General features: G+C 64.3%; 12 protein-coding genes, 2 rRNA genes and 1 pseudogene. 14 read left to right on the top strand and 1 reads right to left on the bottom strand.

Annotation, left to right across the window (positions count from 1 at the left end; all coding sequences use genetic code 11):
• The 12 genes and pseudogenes from BLT68_RS09435 to BLT68_RS07315 form a co-directional block, all read left to right on the top strand.
• A pseudogene (locus BLT68_RS09435) lies at nt 1–176 on the top strand (BMP family ABC transporter substrate-binding protein); the annotation flags it as partial.
• A 187-nt stretch (nt 177–363) separates the two neighbouring features.
• Nucleotides 364–2,127, top strand: coding sequence for an L-fucose isomerase (locus BLT68_RS07365; protein WP_074633483.1), 1,764 nt, complete (start codon nt 364–366; stop codon nt 2,125–2,127).
• Nucleotides 2,128–2,289: 162 nt separating this feature from the next.
• Complete coding sequence (locus BLT68_RS07360; protein ID WP_074633482.1) at nt 2,290–3,699, top strand: rhamnulokinase; 1,410 nt, start codon at nt 2,290–2,292, stop codon at nt 3,697–3,699.
• The gene (locus tag BLT68_RS07355) at nt 3,674–4,669 is read left to right on the top strand and encodes a LacI family DNA-binding transcriptional regulator (protein ID WP_050695204.1); all 996 of its coding nucleotides are present in this window, start codon (nt 3,674–3,676) and stop codon (nt 4,667–4,669) included. The genes BLT68_RS07360 and BLT68_RS07355 overlap by 26 nt, the downstream gene beginning before the upstream one ends.
• 12 nt (nt 4,670–4,681) lie before the next feature.
• Nucleotides 4,682–5,110: an RbsD/FucU family protein gene (locus tag BLT68_RS07350; protein WP_050695203.1), complete on the top strand. Its 429-nt coding sequence runs from the start codon at nt 4,682–4,684 to the stop codon at nt 5,108–5,110.
• Nucleotides 5,111–5,443: 333 nt separating this feature from the next.
• Entirely contained in the window at nt 5,444–6,193 is a 750-nt protein-coding gene (locus BLT68_RS07345) for a DeoR/GlpR family DNA-binding transcription regulator (protein WP_050695202.1), read from the top strand.
• Nucleotides 6,194–6,203: 10 nt separating this feature from the next.
• Nucleotides 6,204–7,544, top strand: a complete 1,341-nt coding sequence (locus BLT68_RS07340) for a dihydrolipoamide acetyltransferase family protein (RefSeq protein WP_074633480.1) — start codon at nt 6,204–6,206, stop codon at nt 7,542–7,544.
• Between the two features lie 16 nt (nt 7,545–7,560).
• A complete protein-coding gene (gene lpdA, locus BLT68_RS07335; protein ID WP_074633479.1) occupies nt 7,561–8,928 on the top strand; it encodes a dihydrolipoyl dehydrogenase in 1,368 nt (455 codons plus the stop codon).
• A 32-nt stretch (nt 8,929–8,960) separates the two neighbouring features.
• A complete protein-coding gene (locus tag BLT68_RS07330) occupies nt 8,961–11,414 on the top strand; it encodes an alpha-ketoacid dehydrogenase subunit alpha/beta (RefSeq protein ID WP_074633477.1) in 2,454 nt (817 codons plus the stop codon).
• A gap of 173 nt (nt 11,415–11,587) precedes the next feature.
• Nucleotides 11,588–12,895, top strand: coding sequence for a PHP domain-containing protein (locus tag BLT68_RS07325; protein ID WP_232618758.1), 1,308 nt, complete (start codon nt 11,588–11,590; stop codon nt 12,893–12,895).
• Nucleotides 12,896–12,922: 27 nt separating this feature from the next.
• Nucleotides 12,923–13,945 (top strand): SDR family NAD(P)-dependent oxidoreductase, encoded by a 1,023-nt coding sequence (locus BLT68_RS07320; protein WP_074633474.1) that lies wholly within the window; start codon nt 12,923–12,925, stop codon nt 13,943–13,945.
• A gap of 84 nt (nt 13,946–14,029) precedes the next feature.
• Entirely contained in the window at nt 14,030–15,628 is a 1,599-nt protein-coding gene (locus tag BLT68_RS07315; protein WP_074633472.1) for an alcohol dehydrogenase catalytic domain-containing protein, read from the top strand.
• Between the two features lie 73 nt (nt 15,629–15,701).
• Here BLT68_RS07315 and BLT68_RS07310 read toward each other — a convergent pair whose 3' ends face one another.
• The gene (locus BLT68_RS07310) at nt 15,702–17,195 is read right to left on the bottom strand and encodes an alanine/glycine:cation symporter family protein (protein WP_050695195.1); all 1,494 of its coding nucleotides are present in this window, start codon (nt 17,193–17,195) and stop codon (nt 15,702–15,704) included.
• Nucleotides 17,196–17,757: 562 nt separating this feature from the next.
• Between BLT68_RS07310 and BLT68_RS07305 the strand changes: the two genes are divergently transcribed.
• Nucleotides 17,758–19,299, top strand: a 16S ribosomal RNA gene (locus tag BLT68_RS07305).
• 398 nt (nt 19,300–19,697) lie between these two features.
• Nucleotides 19,698–20,964, top strand: a 23S ribosomal RNA gene (locus BLT68_RS09315); the annotation flags it as partial.

Here is a 20,964-nt window from a genome sequence, read left to right as displayed (position 1 = left end):
GCACGGAGGCCGGCGCCGTCACCCAGTCGCCCGTCAAGATCGGCTACTACACGGTCAAGGCTGCCGTCGTCGCGATCAACAAGGGCGAGCTGCCCAAGGTCATCGACTCGGGCTACGCGTGGTACGACAAGTCCAACATCGACAACGCCGCGATCAAGGCGAACCTCTACGAGTGAGCCGATAGCTCCATAGGGCACCAGGCCGGGGCCGGCGAAGCAGATCGACGTCGGCGGCCCGCGGCGGGTCCCACCCAGCGTGAGCGGGTGGGACCCGCGGACCCGGCACTTCAGTAAACCGAAGGATCCGAGGGGGTGAGAACCCCCGCGCTCCGACATCGACATCTTCAAGAGGGATGAAGGAATAATGACAGAATACCCCCGCATCGGAATCCGCCCCGTGATTGACGGCCGCCGCAAGGGCGTACGCGAGTCACTCGAAGAACAGACCATGAACATGGCGAAGTCCGTTGCCGACCTCTACACCTCCACGCTGCGCTACCCGGATGGCAGCCCCGTCGAGGTCGTTATTGCGGACACGACGATCGGACGCGTCCACGAGGCGCAGGCCTGCGCCACCAAGTTCAGGGCCAACAACGTCGGGCTGACCCTCACGGTCACCCCGTGCTGGTGCTACGGCACGGAGACCACGGACATGGATCCGGCGATGCCGCACGCCATCTGGGGCTTCAACGGCACGGAGCGCCCGGGCGCCGTCTACCTGGCCGCCGCGCTGGCCGGCCACGCCCAGATCGGCATCCCCGCGTTTGGAATCTACGGCGAGCACGTGCAGGATGCCGACGACACCTCGATCCCCGAGGAAGTGCGCACGCGCCTGTTGGACTACGCGACCGCCGGCCTGGCCGTCGCCCAGATGAAGGGCCAGTCCTACCTGTCCATGGGCTCGGTGTCGATGGGCATCGCGGGCTCCGTCGTCGACCCCGACTTCTTCGGCTCGTACCTGGGCATGCGCAACGAATACATCGACATGAGCGAGTTCACGCGCCGCATCGACGAGGGCATCTACGACCCCGAGGAGTACGAGCGGGCGTACACGTGGATCCGTGAGAACTTCACCCAGGGCAAGGACTGGAACCCGCCGGAGTGGCAGTTCCCGGACAAGCACGAGGATTGGTGGAAGTTCGTCACGAAGATGACGCTCATCGGACGGGACCTCATGCACGGCAACCCGCGCCTGGCTGAGCTGGGCTTCGAGGAGGAGGCAGGTGGCCACGGCGCCATCGCCGCGGGCTTCCAGGGCCAGCGCCAGTGGACGGACCACTTCCCCAACGGCGACGTGATGGAAACGATCCTGAACACGAACTTCGACTGGACCGGGATCCGTCAGCCCTCCGTGGTCGCCACGGAGAACGATTCGCTCAACGGCGCGTCCATGCTGTTTGGGTACCTGCTGACCAACACGCCGCAGATCTTCTCCGACGTGCGCACCTACTGGAGCCCGGAGGCCATCGAGAAGGCGACGGGTTGGAAGCCGCAGGGCCGCGCAGCCGCGGGCCTGCTCGACCTGCGCAACTCCGGTTCGACCACGCTTGACGGCGCCGGTAAGGCGATGCGCGACGGCAAGCCCGTCATTAAGCCCTGGTACGAACTCACCGAGGAGGACCGTGAGGCCACGCTGGGGGCCACGACCTTCCACCCGGCTTCGACCGGCTACTTCCGCGGCGGTGGCTTCTCCACGCACTTCCGCACCTCCGGCGAGATGCCCCTGACCATGTGCCGCATTAACCTGGTGCGGGGCCTGGGACCGGTCATGCAGATCGCCGAGGGTTACTCCGTGGAGCTGCCCGACGAGGTTGCCTACACGATCGAGGCGCGCACGAACATCGAATGGCCCACGACCTGGTTCGTCCCGAACCTCACGGGCGAGGGGGCGTTCAAGAGCGTTTACGACGTGATGAACAACTGGGGAGCGAACCACGGCGCGATCTCCTACGGCCACATCGGTGGTCAGCTGATCACCCTGGCGTCCATGCTGCGCATTCCGGTCAACATGCACAACGTGCCCGAGGAGCGCGTCTTCCGGCCAAAGGCGTGGTCGTCGTTCGGCACCGAATCCCTGGAGGGCGCGGACTTCCGTGCCTGCCAGAACTTCGGCCCGATGTACCGCTGAAACAATTCCCGTTCGGGCTCGGGTGTCTTCTTCGCCTGAGCCCGAACGGGTCCACCCGCACGGCCTACTCCCTCACCGAGGCCCCGGTCTCGGTGATACGGAAGCCGCACACCGCCCACCGATGGGAAACGCCGAGCGAGGGCACACCACAGGAGACCTTCAATGACCACTGTACTTGCTGTTGACCTTGGATCCGCTTCCGGACGAGTCCTGGCCGGAACGCTTCACGACGGACGCCTGGACGTCACCGACATTTACCGCTTTAAGCATCAGGCCCGGCGCCGCAAAGACGGAACCCTGACGTGGGACGTGGCGACGATGGAGGCCGAGACTATCGTTGGTTTGAAGAAGGCGCTCGCGCATTTCCCCGACGCCCGCACCGTTTCCATCGACACGTGGGGCGTCGACTGGGCGCCCCTGGACGAGGACGGAAACCTGGTCGGCGACGTCGTGGCGTACCGCGATGAACGTACCTCCCGCACCCTGGAGGCCTTCAGGGTGCGCGTCGGTGACCGCGAGTTCTTTGACATGACGGGCAATCAGCCGGCGACGATCAACACGGCGAACCAGCTCTTCGCCTTCCTGCAGGAGAATCCGGGGGATGCCCAGCGTGTGCGCTCTGCCCTGTTTCTGCCCGACTACTTCACCTACCGCCTGACCGGCGTGGTTGGCTGGTCCCGCACGATTGCCTCCACGTCCGGCCTACTGACGCCGGGAGGCGCAGACTTTAACGACCAGGTTTTTAACCGCCTGGGCATACCGCGCGCCTGGTTCGGGTCCCTGGACGCCGACCGCACCGTCGTCGGCCCCTGCACAGTGCCGGGCCTGGAGGCGCTCACCGTCGTGCGAGGGGGCGCCCACGACTCCGCGTGCGCGGTCCACGGCCTGCCCATCGAAGAAGGTAAACGCGCCTACTTCCTCTCTTGCGGATCCTGGTCGGTCCTGGGGGCCATCGAGGACGCGCCCCTCACGGGCGACGCGGCCTTCGAGCTCGGCATCACCAACGAGGGACGCACCGACGGGGGCGTGCGCCCCCTCTTCAACATCACCGGCATGTGGATTCTCCAGGAGATCCAGCGCCAGTGGGAGCGCGAGGGCACTCCCACGGACACCGACGAGTTGGTCGCGCAGGCCCGCGCGCTGCCCCCTGCCTCGGGCACCTTCAACCCCGACGAGGAGGCCTTCGCTACCCCGGGCGACATGCAGCGCAAGATCGACGCGGCACTGGACGCGCAGGGGGCGGCTCGACCCGACTCGATGGCGGCATACGTGCGCGTCATCATCGAATCCTTTGCCCGTCGCTACGCGCGCGCGATCGGCGAGCTGACGCAGGCGACGGGCGCAGCCCCCGACCAGCTCAACCTGGTCGGTGGTGGCGCTCGCAACCATCTGCTGTGTGACCTGACCGCGAAGCTCGCGGGCGTCACCGTTGTGGCCGGTCCCATCGAGGCATCGACCTTCGGTTCCCTCCTGGCGCAGCTGGAGACGATTGGTGCCCTGGCCCAAGGAGAGCGGTCCGCCGTCATCGCTGCGAGCGCATCGACCCATGTCCACGTCCCGCCCCGCGCCTAAGAAGGTCTCGCTGGCCGACATCGCGCGGCAGGCCGGCGTGTCAACCAATACGGTGTCGCGCGTCGTGCGCGGCGACCCGGAGGTTTCCGAAAAGACGCGTGCTCGCATCGCTAAACTCGTCGAAGAGCTGGGATACGTGCCCAACTACGCGGCGCGCGCGCTGGCTGCGAAACGCACCGACGTGTTGCAGGTCGTGTTGGCCGCCCCCATGTTCCACGGGCACGGGCGCGTCCTCCTGTCGATCCTCAACGCTTCCGCGCAGGCGGGCTACCACGTGTCCCTGTCCTACGCGTACGGACCCGACGGCCGTTTGAGGAACGACTTCGCCCCCTTCGACGTGGACGGTGTCATTATTCTGGGCGGCCAGGATCCGACGATTGACGTCGTGCTCGAAGCCGGGGGGCGCTTTCCGACCGTGCTCGTGCTAACCAGCGAGAAGGGGCTGGACGGCATTTCGACGGTCGCGGTGGACAACGTGCGCGGGGCATCTTTGGCCACCGAGCATCTCCTCGCTCAGGGGCTGACCGACGTCGTTCATATCTCGGGGCCCATGGGCTGGTCGGACGCGCAGATGCGCAGGCGAGGCTACGAACAGGCCTGCGAGAGCTACGGGGTGACCCCGGTGGTGCTGCAGCCCGACTCGTGGGACTCGCGCGACGGCTACGACGTGATGCGTGCGGCGGGCCGACTGCCCGAGGGGATCCAGACGGCGAACGACCAGCTGGCCCTGGGCGCGATGCGCTACATCTACGAGCGAGGGGGAGTGGTGCCGCGTGACGTGCGCGTGGTCGGTTTCGATGACATCGACGGCGCCGATTCCTATGCGCCCCCGCTCACCACGATTCGTCAGCCCTTTGACCGCCTGGGGCGCACGGCGGTCCGCCTGGTGTGCTCTCTGATGGCTGGCGGCCCCTCCCAGGACATCATCATCGATCCCGAGCTGGTCATCCGGGCCAGCTCTCACCTATAGAAAGGCAAGTTCATGCTGTACGGTCCAATGACTCACCCCCAGTTCCTGCGCGCACTCGCGGCTGCCGGCCACGGGTCGAAGGTTCTGCTGGCGGATGCGAACTATCCGCACACGACGGGCGTCTCAGCGCGCTGCGAGCTCGTGTCTTTAAACCTGGCCCCGGGCATGCTGGATGTCCTTCAGGTCCTGGAGGTGCTGAAGCGGACGATCCCGATCGAGCGCGCGGAGATCATGACCCCGGCCGACGGGGAGACGGTGGATATCCCGATCCACCGCGAGTTCCGCGAGGCGCTGCCGGATGTCGAGTTCGGGGAGCTGTCCCGCTTTGATTTCTACGACGCGGCGCGCAGCGAGGAAGTGGGCATCATTGTGGCGACGGGCGAGCAGCGTCTGTACGGCAACCTGCTCCTGACGGTTGGGGTGCGCCAGCCCGGGGAGTAAAGCGTGTTTCTCGCGCGAGGCGGCTGATCGCCTCGCTGGTGACCAGTTCTTTCGTTTCGTTTTCGTTTCGCTTGTGTCGCGCGAGTGGCGCGAGGGGGGGGGAGCGTAGCTGTCGTGCGGGCGGCCTTTGCGGGCCGCCCGCATCGGCGTTTTTCCTGACATGACGGCCGATCGTGTGCCGCCGTAACGCGCGCGCGTGCGGGCGTTATCGCGCGGCATGCGCGCGGGTATTTGCCCCGCACGTGATGTTGCATACTTTCGCTTTTGTGACTATTCTGTCCTTAACGAAAGGCAAAGTGACGGGAATGTCGCTCATCTGTGAAGAGGTGTCCCATGGGACGTGCAGAGGAACGCACGAACTACATCCTGGATCGCCTCGCCCGCGAGGGTGAGGTGAGCGTCGCCCAGCTCGCCTCCGACCTGGGCGTTTCCCCCGTCACCGTGCGCGCCTCCTTGAAAACCCTCGACGAGCAGGGATACCTCGTGCGCACCCACGGAGGTGCCCGGCCCACCACGTTCCGCAACATTCACCTGCGTCAAAGCGACCGCGTCGATCAGAAAGAGCGCATCGCGCGGGCCGCGGCCGACATGATTCACGACGACGATCGCATCATGATCGAGGCCGGCACCACCTGCGCCCTCATCGTCAAGTACCTCACCGGCAAGCGGGGAGTCCAGGTTTTGACCAACTCCGTCCTGGTGTTCGCCAACGCCCGTTCCAACCCGAACCTCAACATCACGCTGACGGGCGGGCACTTCCGCGCCGAGTCCGAATCCCTCGTGGGGCCGGTCGCCGAGCGCGCCATCAATGACTTCAACGCGCGTGTCGCGTTCCTCGGAACCGACGGATTCAGCGTTGACCGCGGCCTGACCACCCAACTCGTGGAGGGTGGACAGGTCGGTTCCATCATGCGCACCCGCGCACAAGAGACGTGGCTGCTCGCCGACTCCTCCAAGTACGGGGAAGCCGGCTTCGTCAGCTTCATGGGGATCGACCAGGTCACCGGAATCATCACCGACGATGAGATCCCCGAAGAATCCATCAAGGAATTGGCCGAGCGCACGAAGCTGCGCATCGTCTAGGAGGAAACACATGGCCACTATCGTGGTGATGCCCCAGTTGGGCAACTCTGTTGAGTCGTGCATCATCGTCGAGTGGATGATCGCCGAGGGCGACACCGTCGCCGTCGACCAGACCCTCGCGTCCATCGAGACCGACAAGTCGACGATGGAGGTGCCCTCGACCGCCGAGGGAACCGTCCTGAAGCTTCTGTGGGAAGAAGGCGATGAGGTCCCCGTCAAGGATCCCCTCATCATCGTCGGCGATCCCGGAGAGGACATCTCCGGCCTGGTTCCCGGAGGCGACGCCTCCGCCTGCGAGCAGGCCCCGCAGGATAACAAAGCCGCTCCCATCGAAACGGCCGCCCCAGCGTTTGTAACCGAGCGAGCCACGGGCGCCGTCTCCCCGCGAGCCCGCGCCCTCGCCGCCAGCGCCGGCATCGACGCTTCTGCTATCACCGAGGGATCCGGCCCCCATGGACGCGTCATTGAGCGCGACGTCGCCGCCGCGATCGCCTCGGGTCCCGTCCTCACCTCCGCCGCGCGCGTCGCCGGCGTGAGTGCCACGGAAGGCACCGGCATCGGAGGCCGCGTGCGCGTCGCCGACGCGGACCGCGCCCCCGAGGCCCCGGCTGCACCCGCCGCCCCGGCTGTCGCTTTGGCCGCCGACTTCCCGGGTGCTTCCACCTCCTCGCCGCTGAGGGGCGTGCGCAAGGTCGTCGCAAAGCGCATGATGGAGTCCCTGACCACGACCGCCCAGCTGACCCTGAACACCACGGCGAACGCGGCCGGCATCCTCGCCCTGCGCAAGAAGGTCAAGAACGCCGACGAGGCCCTGGGGCTGAACAAGATCACCCTCAACGACCTGGTTTGCTTCGCGGTGTCGCGCACCCTGCCGAGGTACCCCGTCTTCAACGCCCACCTCGAAGACGGCGTCCTCACCCAGTTCGAGCAGGTGCACCTCGGTTTCGCATGCGACACCCCGCGCGGCCTCCTGGTCCCCGTCATCCGCTCCGCGCAGTCGCTGGGCCTCAAGGCATTCTCCGACGAGGCCAAGCGCCTGGCCGGCGGCGCCATCGACGGCACCCTGTCGCCCGACTACCTGGGCGGCGGGACCTTTACGGTCTCCAACATCGGCTCCTTCGGGATCGAGACCTTCACGCCCGTCATCAACCTGCCCCAGACGGCGATCCTCGGCGTTGGCTCGATCACCCCGCGCCCGTCCTTCGCCCCCGACGGTACCGTCGGCGCCCAGCAGCGCCTTAACCTGTCGCTCACGATCGACCACCAGGTCATCGACGGCGCGGACGGCGCGCGATTCCTGCGCGACCTCGTCGCCGCCATCGAGAACATCGACGTGACCGTCCTGGCCTGAGGAAAGAGGAACACACATGAGCGAGACACACTTTGACGTCATCGTCCTGGGGGCCGGCCCCGGGGGCTACCTGGCCGCCGAGCGCCTGGGGCACGCGGGCAAGAAGGTCGCGCTGGTCGAGGAACAGTACCTGGGCGGCACCTGCCTGAACGTGGGCTGCATCCCCACGAAGACCCTGCTCAACGGCGCCAAGAACTACCTGCACGCCAAGGAAGCCAGCCAGTTCGGCGTCGACGCCCAGGGCGTGTCCGTCAACTGGGCGCAGATGCAGGCCTGGAAGGACCAGGTCGTTTCCGGCCTGGTCGCCGGGGTGACATCCACCGAGCGCAAGGCGGGCGTCACGGTCATCAACGGCCGGGGCCACCTCGAGGCCCCCGGCCGCGTCACCGTGGAGGGCGCGACCTACACCTCGGACCACGTCATCATCGCCACTGGATCCGTCCCGGTCATGCCCCCGCTGCCCGGCACGCAGGACAATCCCGCGCTGGTTGATTCCACCGGCATCCTGTCCCTGCCCGAGGTGCCCGCCCGCCTGGCGGTCATCGGCGGCGGCGTCATCGGCGTCGAGTTCGCCTCCCTGTACTCCACGCTCGGCTCGAAGGTGACCGTCATCGAAATGGCCCCCGAGATCCTGCCCTTCATGGACGACGACCTGGCCGCGGGGGCCCGCGCCGCCATGAGGGACGTGACCTTCGAGCTCGGCTGCCGGGTCGAATCCCTGGATGGAGGAATCGTCCACTACTCCAAGGGTGAGGAAAAGAAGAGCATCGAGGCCGACGTGGTTCTCATGGCCGTCGGCCGCCGTCCCGCGACTGACGGTTGGGGCGCCGAAGAGAGTGGCCTCGAGATCAACCGCGGCGTCGTCGTGGATGATCGCATGCGCACGAACCTGCCGAACGTGTGGGCCATCGGCGACGTCACTGGCCGTTCCCTGCTGGCCCACGCCGCCTACCGCATGGCGGAGATCGCCTCGGCAAACATCCTGGACCCGAACGCCAAGAAGCGCGGCGAGGTCATGCGCTGGCACACCGTCCCGTGGGCCGTGTTCTCGATCCCCGAGGCGGCTGGCGTCGGCCTGACCGAATCAGTGGCCAAGCGCGAGGGGCGCCCCGTCCTGGTCGCCAAGGTCCCCGCCCTCATGTCCGGTCGCTTCATCGCCGAGAACGGCTTCAAGGCCCCCGGCGAGGCGAAGATCCTCGTTGACCCCGACACCCACCAGGTCCTCGGCATCCACGTGCTTGGCGCGTACGCCGCCGAAATGATCTGGGGCGCGCAGGCCGTCGTCGAAATGGAACTCACCGTCGAGGACCTGCGCCAGGTGGTCTTCCCGCACCCCACGGTCTCCGAGGTTATCCGCGAGGCCGCGTGGGCCATCAAGCTCTGACGAATCCCTACGTTTAGGAAGAGTAGAAAGAAATGACTAAGTCTCTCATCATCGACCCCGCCGCGGTGCGTCGCCCGGGACACGTGCAGTTCCCCGACGTTCCCGTCAACCAGTACAGCTTCGACCGCGACACCGAGATCGCCCGCTACGGCCAGGACGGCATGGTCCAGATGCTCCACGACATGATCGTCGTGCGCACCTTCGAGTCCATGCTCGACTCGATCAAAAAGACCGGCGCGTGGGAGGGCGTCGAGTACAACCACCGCGGCCCCGCCCACCTGGGCATCGGCCAGGAGAGCGCCTACGTGGGCCAGAGCTTCGTGCTGTCCCCCGAGGACTTCATCTTCGGTTCCCACCGTTCCCACGGCGAGATCCTGGCTAAGTGCTACTCGGCCATGCACCAGATGGACGAGGCCCATCTCGAGGACATCATGAAGGGCTTCCTCGGCGGCGAGACCCTGTCCTACGCGGAGAAAATCGGGTACTCGGACACGAAGGACCTGACGGAGAACTTCATCCTCTTCGGCGCGCTGGCCGAAATCTTCGCCCGCAAGTCCGGTTTCAATCGCGGCCTGGGCGGCTCGATGCACACGTTCTTCCTGCCGTTCGGTTCCTATCCGAACAACGCGATCGTCGGCGGAAGCGCCCCCATCGCGAACGGCGCAGCGCTCTTTAAGCGCATCAACCGCAAGCCCGGCATCGTCATCTCCAACGTCGGCGATGCCGCGCTGGCCTGCGGCCCCGTGTGGGAGGCCCTCACCTTCGCGTCGATGGATCAGTTCCGCTCCCTGTGGCGCGAGGAGGACGGCGGCAACCCGCCAATCCTGTTCAACTTCTTTAACAACTTCTACGGCATGGGCGGACAGACCTACGGCGAGACCATGGGCTATGAGATCCTCGCCCGCGTGGGCGCGGCCCTCAACCCCGAGGCCATGCACGCCGAGCGCGTCGACGGCCTCAACCCGCTGGCCGTCGCGGATGCGACCACCCGCAAGAAGAAGATCCTGGAGAAGGGGCGAGGCCCCGTCCTCATGGACACCATCACCTATCGCTTCTCCGGGCACTCGCCGTCCGATGCCTCGTCGTACCGCACGAAGGAAGAGGTCGACCTGTGGGAGCAGGCGGACTGCATCAAGGAGTACTCCGAGCTGCTCATCTCCAACGGCCTGACCACGCAGGACGACATCGACGGCTACACGGCCTCGCTGACCGACAAGCTGGTCAAGGTCCTGAAGCTTACCATCGACGACCAGACCACCTCGCGCGTCGCGGACGGCTACATCGACTCCGTCATGTATTCCAACGAGAAGGTCGAGTCCTTCGACGACGCCACCCCCGAGATCGACCTGGCGGACAACCCGCGCGTGAAGGCCCTGGCCAAGAAGGTACGCACGAGCGTGGACGAAAACGGCAAGCCTGTCTCCAAGATGCGCATGTACCAGTTCCGTGACGGCCTCTTCGAGGCGATGCTGCACCGCTTCCAGACCGACCCGACGATGGCGGCTTGGGGCGAGGAGAACCGCGACTGGGGCGGTGCGTTCGCGGTCTACCGCGGCCTGACCGAGGCGCTGCCCTACCGGCGCCTCTTCAACTCGCCCATCGCCGAGGCCTCCATCGTCGGGGCGGGCGTGGGCTACGCCATGGCCGGCGGGCGGGCGGTTGTCGAGCTCATGTACTGCGACTTCCTGGGACGTGCCGGCGACGAGGTCTTCAATCAGATGGCCAAGTGGCAGTCCATGAGCGCCGGACTGCTCAAGATGCCCCTCGTCCTGCGCGTCTCCGTGGGCGCGAAGTACGGCGCCCAACACAGCCAGGACTGGAGCGCGCTGACAGCCCACATCCCCGGCCTCAAGGTCTACTTCCCGACCACGCCCACCGACGCCAAGGGCATGCTTAACCTGGCGCTGTCCGGCACCGACCCCGTCGTCTTCTTCGAATCCCAGAAGCTCTACGACAAGGGCGAGGACTTCGAGCCCGGCGGTGTTCCCGAGGGATACTACGAGACCGAAGAGGGCGAGCCGGCGATCCGCCGCGAGGGCAGCGACATCACGATCGCGGCCTACGGTGCAACCGTCTACAAGGCCCTCGAGGCCGCCGACGTCTTGGCCGAGAAGTACGGGCTGAGCGCGGAGGTCATCGATCTGCGTTTCGTCGCCCCGCTGAACTACGACAAGCTGATCGCGTCCGTGAAGAAGACCGGCCGTCTCATCCTGACCTCGGACGCGGTCGAGCGCGGGTCCTTCCTCAACACGGTAGCCGCGAACGTGCAGACCCTGGCCTTCGACGCGCTGGATGCGCCCATCGCCGTGGTCGGCTCTCGCAACGGCATCACGCCCGGACCCGAGCTTGAGTCGTTCTTCTTCCCACAGGTGTCGTGGATCCTCGACGCGATCCACGAGCGTATCCTGCCGCTGCCCGGCCACGTGCCCACCACGAAGCACGCGACCGAGGCCGAGATCGCGCGCCTGAACCGCGCCGGCCTGTGATGCCTTGGGGGCGGGCCGTTCCCCTTTCCGGCCCGCCCCCACTCCCGGCTCGCACCCCTGACGCGAGCCCGGCGAGGCCGGGGCGAACCTCCTCCTCACCTGTGCCCCGGCCTCGCCCCCCCCACACGATCGACCAACGTTTTTCTCCACCCAACGAAGAGATGGAAGAACCCATGGACATCACCAACGACCCCGCCTTAACGCCAGCTCAGCGCATTGAGGCGCTGCGCGCCACCGCGGATCGCGAGCACTTTCCATCGTGGGTGCCCGAGTCGAACAACCACATCCACACGTGCTTCTCGTTCAGCCCCTACACGCCCACGCACGCCGCGCTGCTCGCCCGACGCGCGGGTCTGAAGGTCGTCGGCTCCGTCGACCACGACTCCATCGCCGCCGCCGCCGAGATGAGCGAGGCGACCCGCATCCTGGGCATGGGATCCGTCACCGGCTTCGAGATTCGCGTCCGCTTCGGCCAGGGCACGCCCCTTGGTGACCGCAAGCTCAACAACCCGGATTCCGTGGGGGTCGCCTACATGACGGTCCAGGGCGTGCCCGCGCCGATGCGTGAGAAGGTCGCGCAGTGGCTGGCACCGAAGCGGGCGGCCCGGTTGGAACGCACCCTTGCCATGGCCCAGAGGGCGAACAGGATCCTCGCCGACCTGGGCCTGGAGCCCTTCGACCCGCGCCTAGACATGGTGGGCATCTCCCAGTACGCAAATGGGGGCGGCATCACGGAGCGTCACCTGCTGGCGGCCATGGCCTCGGCTCTCATCCGCGGCTTCGGGCGCGGCCCTTCCCTGGTCCAGGGCCTGGACTCGATGGGGGTGCGGATCCCGGACTCGCTGGCGCACGTAATGTCCGACGCGGACAACCCGCACCTGATGTACGACCTGCTGGGAGTCCTCAAGGCCAACTACCTGGACCGCATCTACATCCAACCCACCGACGAGCTGCCCACGTCCGCCGAGGTCGTGTCCTTCGCCGACTCGATCGGCGCCATCGCCACCTACGCCTACCTGGGCGACGTGTCCGCCTCTCCGACGGGAGACAAGAAGGCCGAGAAGTTCGAGGACGACTTCTTGGACGAACTTTTTGCGGACATGGAAGACATTGGGCTGCGCGCGGTCACCTACATGCCGCCGCGCAACACGCCCGAGCAGCTTCAGCGGATCCACGCGCTGGCGTTGGCACACGGCATGCTCGAAATTTCGGGTGTCGATATCAACCAGCCGCGCCAGCGCTTCACGTGCGAAGAGCTGCGCCGCCAGGAGTTCGCCGACCTCAACGAGGCCACCTGGGCGCTGGTCGCGCACGAGGCCCTGTCCTCACTGGATCCGGCCCTGCACCTGCTGGGTCGGACGGGTCGCCTGAGCCCCGATGCGCTCGCGGAGCGCATCGCGCAGTACGCGCCCCTGGGCAGGGCGATCGCGGACGGCGAGGACGCCGCAAAGGTCGCCTCCCGAGCCACATCGATCAACTGACGAATCGCGCACAGAAAGAGAGAAAACATGAGTAACGCTCCCGAGGTTCGCGGGCTCTTCCTGAAGGCCCTGGGGCGCCCGGTGATCGTGGCCCCCTCGCGGGAGGAACCGACCCTCACCTTCGATGCCCCGCTGGCCGAGGCGCCCGCTGCCCCCCTGAAGGAGACGGAACTGCCCGTCGTTGTGCGCGTCGGTGAGGAAACCTACGAGGTTCGCGCCACGCGCACCGGCGAGCGCGCCATCAACGGCCGTGTCGCGCTGGTGACGGGTGGAGCTCAGGGCTTCGGCGCGGAGATCGCCCGGGGATTGGTCAACGCCGGGTGCTTCGTGTTCATTGCCGACCTCAACGGTGAAGGGGCCGCGGCAAAGGCGCAGGAACTCGGCGGCGAGGGCGTCGCCCACCCGATCACGGTCAACGTCGCCGACGAGGACTCGGTTGCCGCGATGGCCCGTGAGATCGAGGCAGTCACGGGCGGCCTCGACCTGGTCGTCTCGAACGCCGGAATCGTGCGCGCGGGTTCCGTCCTGGAACAGGATGCTGCTGCGTTCCGCCTCTCCACGGACATCAACTACGTGGCGTTCTTCCTGGTCACCAAGCACCTGGGGCAGCTGCTGGCCCGCCAGCACTCGACCGCCCCGCAGTGGATGAGCGATATCATTCAGATCAACTCCAAGTCCGGCCTGGTCGGTTCGAACAAGAACGCCGCCTACGCGGGCAGCAAATTCGGCGGCATCGGACTGGTGCAGTCCTTTGCCCTGGAGATGGTGGCCCACGGCGTGAAGGTCAACGCAATTTGCCCCGGAAACTTCTACGATGGGCCGCTGTGGTCCGATCCCGATCGCGGGCTCTTCGTCCAGTACCTGAACTCCGGGAAGGTTCCCGGTGCGAAGACGGTCGCCGACGTGAAAGAGTTCTATGAGGCGAAGGTCCCCATGCGTCGCGGCGCGCAGGGCATCGACGTTCTGCGCGCGATCTTCTACATTGTCGAGCAGGTCTACGAGACAGGTCAGGCCGTGCCCGTCACGGGCGGCCAGGTGATGCTCTCGTGAACGGAAGAGGCCGGCCCCCGATCTCGCGGTCTGGGCCTCGGCCTCGCCTTCCACCCGTCCCCTTTCCCAGTGAAGGAGTCAGTCATGACCCAGGTTCCCTCCACCCAGTACGCCATCCAGATTACGGGGGCCGACCAGTTCCGCCTCGTTTCCGACAAGCCCGTGGATCCCATTTCGGACCACCAGCTGCTGCTCAAGGTCGAGGCGTGCGGCATCTGTTTCTCGGACACGAAGCTGCTCCACCAGTTCGACAAGCACCCGCGCAAGAGCCAGGTCGTATCGGGGATCGACCCCGCCGCCCTCGCCGAGATCCCGAACTACCACCCGGGCAGCGCCCCGACTGTCCCCGGCCACGAGCCCGTCGTCCGCGTGGTCGCGGTCGGGAACGCCGTCACGCACTTTCAGGTCGGCGACCGCCTGCTGGTCCAGGCCGACTGGAAGCACCTGCGCACCGCGAAGTCGAACGGCGCTTTCGGCTATAACTTCGACGGCGCCCTGCAGGAGTACACGGTCGTTGACGAGCGCTGCGTCGTGGCTCCCGACGGCGAGGAGTTCCTGATTCACGTGTCCGATACCCCTTCCGCCGCGGCCGTCGGCCTCATCGAGCCGTGGGCGACCGTCGAGGGCTCCTACGCGTGGAAGGAACGCGATCACCTGGCCGACGGCGGCGCGCTGTTGGTCGTGGGGGAGGGGGACGTTGACGCGCTGACGAGCGCACACGCCCCGGCGTCGCTTACCCGGGTCAGCGAGGATGAGGCGCACTCGGTCCAGGGCTCCTTCGATGACATCATCTACTTCGGCGCTCGCGCCGATGTGATTGAGAAGATCGCGCAGCTGCTGGCCTCGCGCGGCGTCCTCAACGTGGTGCTGGGCGGGCGCCGCATCGAGCGCAAGGTGTCGCTGGATATCGGCCGCGTGCACTACGACTTCATCCGCTTCGTGGGCACCACTGGGGATGATCCGGCCGAGGGCTACTCGTGGGTTCCCGCCACGGGCGACCTGCGCGCGGGCGACACGATCGCCATCGTGGGCGCCGCCGGCCCGATGGGGCAGATGCACACGATGCGCGCCGTGACCTCGGGCGTTCCCGGCATCAGCGTCGTGGGTACGGACCTGTCGGATGAACGCCTGGCGGGCCTGAAGGCCGTCGTCGGCCCGGTCGCCGAACGCGAGGGTGTGCCCCTGGAGATCATCAACACCTCCGTGACGCCCCTCGAATACGGATACACGCACATCACGTGCCTGGTGCCTGTCCCGGCGCTGGTCGCCGGCGCGGTGGACCTGGCGGCCCCCGGCGCAATCATCAACGCCTTCGCCGGTATCCCTGCGGGTACCTTCGGGGACTTCGACCTGCAGGGCATTATCGCGCGCCGCATCTTTATGCTGGGCACCTCCGGCTCCGACGTCTCCGATATGCGCACGGTGCTGCACAAGATCGAGGAGGGCATCATCGACACGTCGATCTCGCTGTATGCGGTCACCGGCATGGCGGGTTTTGGTGACGCCATCAACGCGGTTATCAACCGCACGTCGGGCGGCAAGATCATGGTCTTCCCGTCCCTGCACGACCTGGGTTTGACCCCGCTGTCCGAGCTGCCCGAGCAGTTCCCGCAGGTCGCGGCCGCCATGAAGGACGGGCTGTGGACCAAGGAGGCCGAGGAGGCGCTGCTGGCCACAAAGTGAGCTCTTGCTCGCGCAAGAACCCGGCCTCGTCTGTTTGGACGAGGCCGGGGCTTCCTAACACGTCGCCGTTTCCTTACACGGGTACCGGGGTGGCGCGGTCGGCGTCCTCCGAGGAGTCGGCGGCTTCGGTTACCGAGGCATCGGCGGTATCCGGGGCGTCGTCGCGCCAGAAGTCAAGCTCGGCGGGATTCAGGCCGATTGAGGAGGCCCTGAAGTGGGGCTCCAGTCCGGCCCTTCGCTGAGCCGAATAGTCGTTCATGCAGTCGATGGCCTGGCGTCCCAGGACGACGATCACCGGCAGGTTGATGAGGGCCATGAGGCCCATCAGGATGTCGCCCAGGCTCCATGCAACCTCGAACTTCAGCAGGGCCCCGGCGAACACGAGCACGGCGGCCACGGCGCGGAACGCGGTGAGCATCCAGTGTTTCAAGTGGATGTTGCGCAGCAGGAAGCGGAAGTTGACTTCGGCGTAGTAGAAGTTGCCCACCAGGGTCGTGAACGCGAAGAGGAAGAGCGCGACCGAAATAAAAACCTGCGCGATGGGCTGTCCCAGGACCGTCGCCATCGCGTCCTTGACCAGCGGAGCGCCTGTCACGCCGTGGCCCGATCCGACGCCGGATGACAGAACCACGAAGGCGGTAAACGTGCAGATGATCATCGTGTCGATGAAGACCGACAGCATCTGAACGAGGCCCTGCTTCGTGGGGTGCGACACCGACGCCGAGGCGGCGGCGTTCGGGGCGGAACCAACGCCAGCCTCGTTCGAGTACAGGCCACGCTTGATGCCGTACATCATCGCGGAACCGGCGAAACCGCCAAACATCGCGTAAAAATCGAATGCGCCGGAGAAGATCGCCGCGAACATGGTGGGAATGTTGCGGTAGTTCAGGGCGATGACGATTAGTCCAACGCCCAGGTAGATGATCGCCATGATCGGAACGAGGAAGCCTGTGACATCCGTGAGGCGACGCGTGCCACCGAAGATCGATACGGCCATCAGGATCGCGAGAATGCCACCCACGATCCGGGGCGTCCAGTCGTTGGCCCAGCTGTACTGCCCGAACGCGTCGGCAACGTTAAACGAGGCGAGCAGGTTGAAGCCGCCCATGTAGGTGACAATCAGGACGATCGCAAACAGCGTGGCCAACCAGTTCCACTTGAGCGCCGTGTGAATGTAGTAGGCGGGACCACCGTAGGAGTGGTGAGGACCGCGTTTCTTGTAGATCTGTGCCAGCGTGGACTCAATGAAGGCCGACGCGCCGCCCAGCGTCGCGATGACCCACATCCAGAACACGGATCCTGCGCCGCCCAGCGACACAGCCGTTGCGACGCCGGCGATGTTGCCGACCCCCACGCGCGAGGCCGTGGAAACCATCAGGGCGCGGAAGGAGGAAACCTCGCCTTCCTCGTGCGGAGGTTCGGTAACGACGCGCACTGCTTCCCCGAACATGCGCAGCGGGAGCGCGCGCGTACGAATAAAGAAGTACAGGCCGACTGCAATCAGGAGCGCGACCAGGACGTACGTGTACATGACGTCGGAGATCGAGCTCAAAATGGTAGCGATCATGGGCTTCCCTAGAATCGACGGATGTGGCGGGGCCACACTGGCGACCTGAGTATAACCCGTCGGTCAAGGGTCGGTAAAGAGTTGCTTAATGGAGGAGCTCGCTACGGTCTGTTAATCCTAATGATGATGGGTTTCTTTGGGCTTTGGTGGAGACCTGGGACACGTTGCGGCCGGACTTATGTGTCCTGCGTCATAAAATTGGGGCATTGGGGCCGTCCCGATGTGCTCAATGGGTAGGTGAATGGCGGAAATTCAACGAATTGCAGGCCTGAGGGGGTTGTGCGATTTCGATTTGACGGCGGGGTTGTGGGGTGGGTATTGTTTTCTCCGTTGCGCCGAATGGTGGTGCTGGGCTGTGGGTCTGGTTTCTGGTGTTTGGTGTGGTCTTGCCTTTTGGGGATGCGTGCTTGTGGTGCGTGTTTTTGATTGTGTGGGTGTTGTTTGTGAACTCGATAGTGTGTTTGTTTGTTTTTATGCCTGTTTTTTGTTTTTGAGTGTTTTTGGTTGGGATTGCCTGCCCTTTTTGTGTGGTGGGTTTTTCTGGGCTTTGACGTTTTGTTTTTGTTCGGAGAGTTTGATCCTGGCTCAGGACGAACGCTGGCGGCGTGCTTAACACATGCAAGTCGAACGCTGAAGCCTAGCTTGCTGGGTGGATGAGTGGCGAACGGGTGAGTAACACGTGAGTAACCTGCCCTCTTCTTTGGGATAACGCCCGGAAATGGGTGCTAATACTGGATATTCACTGGTCTTCGCATGGGGGTTGGTGGAAAGGGTTTTTCTGGTGGGGGATGGGCTCGCGGCCTATCAGCTTGTTGGTGGGGTGATGGCCTACCAAGGCTTTGACGGGTAGCCGGCCTGAGAGGGTGACCGGTCACATTGGGACTGAGATACGGCCCAGACTCCTACGGGAGGCAGCAGTGGGGAATATTGCACAATGGGCGCAAGCCTGATGCAGCGACGCCGCGTGAGGGATGGAGGCCTTCGGGTTGTGAACCTCTTTCGCTCATGGTCAAGCCGCAACTGTGGGTTGTGGTGAGGGTAGTGGGTAAAGAAGCGCCGGCTAACTACGTGCCAGCAGCCGCGGTAATACGTAGGGCGCGAGCGTTGTCCGGAATTATTGGGCGTAAAGGGCTTGTAGGCGGTTGGTCGCGTCTGTCGTGAAATCCTCTGGCTTAACTGGGGGCGTGCGGTGGGTACGGGCTGGCTTGAGTGCGGTAGGGGAGACTGGAACTCCTGGTGTAGCGGTGGAATGCGCAGATATCAGGAAGAACACCGGTGGCGAAGGCGGGTCTCTGGGCCGTTACTGACGCTGAGGAGCGAAAGCGTGGGGAGCGAACAGGATTAGATACCCTGGTAGTCCACGCTGTAAACGTTGGGCACTAGGTGTGGGGGCCACCCGTGGTTTCTGCGCCGTAGCTAACGCTTTAAGTGCCCCGCCTGGGGAGTACGGCCGCAAGGCTAAAACTCAAAGGAATTGACGGGGGCCCGCACAAGCGGCGGAGCATGCGGATTAATTCGATGCAACGCGAAGAACCTTACCAAGGCTTGACATGCGCCCTGGGCGTGCGGAGACGTGCGTGCATTTGGTTGGGGGTGTGCAGGTGGTGCATGGTTGTCGTCAGCTCGTGTCGTGAGATGTTGGGTTAAGTCCCGCAACGAGCGCAACCCTTGCCCTATGTTGCCAGCACGTTGTGGTGGGGACTCGTGGGGGACTGCCGGGGTTAACTCGGAGGAAGGTGGGGATGACGTCAAATCATCATGCCCCTTATGTCTTGGGCTTCACGCATGCTACAATGGTTGGTACAGAGGGTTGCGATATCGTGAGGTGGAGCGAATCCCTTAAAGCCAGTCTCAGTTCGGATTGGGGTCTGCAACTCGACCCCATGAAGGTGGAGTCGCTAGTAATCGCAGATCAGCAACGCTGCGGTGAATACGTTCTCGGGCCTTGTACACACCGCCCGTCACGTCACGAAAGTTGGTAACACCCGAAGCCCATGGCCTAACCGGTTTTTGCTGGGGGGAGTGGTCGAAGGTGGGATTGGCGATTGGGACGAAGTCGTAACAAGGTAGCCGTACCGGAAGGTGCGGCTGGATCACCTCCTTTCTAGGGAGCCCTGATTTTTGTGGGAGGCAATTTTTTTCTTGTATTGCTGTCTGCTGCTGCTGTTGTGGTGGTGGGTGGTGGTGGAGGGGTTGTTTTCTTGTGTTCGCATGTGTTTGCTGCCCGTTGTGGGTGGTGGGTGTGGGCGCGTTTTTGGGGTTGGGTATAGTTGATGAGCAGACACGCTGTCGGGTTCACGTTCAACACCGTGTTGGCGTCCGCCGTTAGTGTGCGTGTGTGGGGGCATTGTTTGTGTGTTCTGCGTGCGTGCGTGTGTGGTGGGTTGGCCTGCGCGCCCGTGCTGGCTGGTTGTGTTGGTTGGTGTGGGTGTGTGTGGTGGGTTGTTTGTGATTTGTATAGTGGTTGCGAGCATGTTTTTGTTTGTACTGTTTTTTGTGTTTTGTTTAGTTTTGTTGGGCATTCGGTGGATGCCTTGGTATCAAGAGCTGATGAAGGACGTTGCGGCCTGCGATATGCCTCGGGGAGTTGGCGAGCGAGCGTTATTATCCGAGGGTGTCCGAATGGGGGAACCTAACCTGGGTTGTGCTGGGTTACCATCATCTGAACGTGTATAGGGTGGTGGGGGGAACGCGGGGAAGTGAAACATCTTAGTACCCGTAGGAGAAGATATTCCGTGAGTAGTGGCGAGCGAAAGCGGAGGAGGCTAAACCAGATGCGTGTGATAGGCGGCGGCTGTTGCGTGTTTGGTGTTGTGGGGCCATGTTGGATCCTTCTGCCGGGGGGTCGCGTTGCATTGTGTTGGGAGTTGAACAGTCTGGGATGGCTGACCGGAGAGCGTGATAGTCGTGTAGATGGACTGGTGTGGTGTGGCGTGGATGTGGTGCCCGAGTAGTGCGGGACTCGTGGAATCTCGTGTGAATCTGCCAAGACCACTTGGTAAGCCTAAATACTACTTGATGACCGATAGTGCATAGTACCGTGAGGGAATGGTGAAAAGTACCCCGGGAGGGGAGTGAAATAGTACCTGAAACCGTGTGCCTGTAAGCCGTCAGAGCCTTGTGGGGTGATGGCGTGCCTTTTGAAGAATGAGCCTGCGAGTTAGTGATGCGTGGCGTGCTTAACCCGTGTGGGGTATGCGTAGCGAAAGCGAGTCTGAAATATTGGCGTTTGTCGCGTGTTCTAGACCCGAAGCGGGGTGATCTACCCATGGTCAGGTTGAAGCAGAGGTAAGACTGTGTGGAGGACCGAACCCACCAGGGTTGAAAACCTGGGGGATGAACTGTGGGTAGGGGTGAAAGGCCAATCAAACTCCGTGATAGCTGGTTCTCCCCGAAATGCATTTAGGTGCAGCGTCGTGTGGTTCCTGGTGGAGGTAGAGCTACTGGATGGCTGATGGGCCCTGTGGGTTACTGACGTCAGCTAAACTCCGAATGCCATTAGGTGTAGCGCGGCAGTGAGACTGCGGGGGATAAGCTTCGTAGTCGAGAGGGAAACAGCCCAGATCATCAGCTAAGGCCCCTAAGTGTACGCTCAGTGGGAAAGGATGTGGAGTCGCGGTGACAACCAGGAGGTTGGCTTAGAAGCAGCCATCCTTGAAAGAGTGCGTAATAGCTCACTGGTCAAGTGGTTTCGCGCCGACAATGTAGCGGGGCTTAAGCGTATCGCCGAAGCTGTGGCAGCAACACGTGATGCTGGCGCCGCCTTGGA

This window comes from Schaalia meyeri (assembly GCF_900105015.1).
In the GTDB taxonomy this organism is placed as follows: Bacteria; Actinomycetota; Actinomycetes; order Actinomycetales; family Actinomycetaceae; genus Pauljensenia; species Pauljensenia meyeri.
This window is presented reverse-complemented; position numbering and strand designations above follow the sequence as displayed.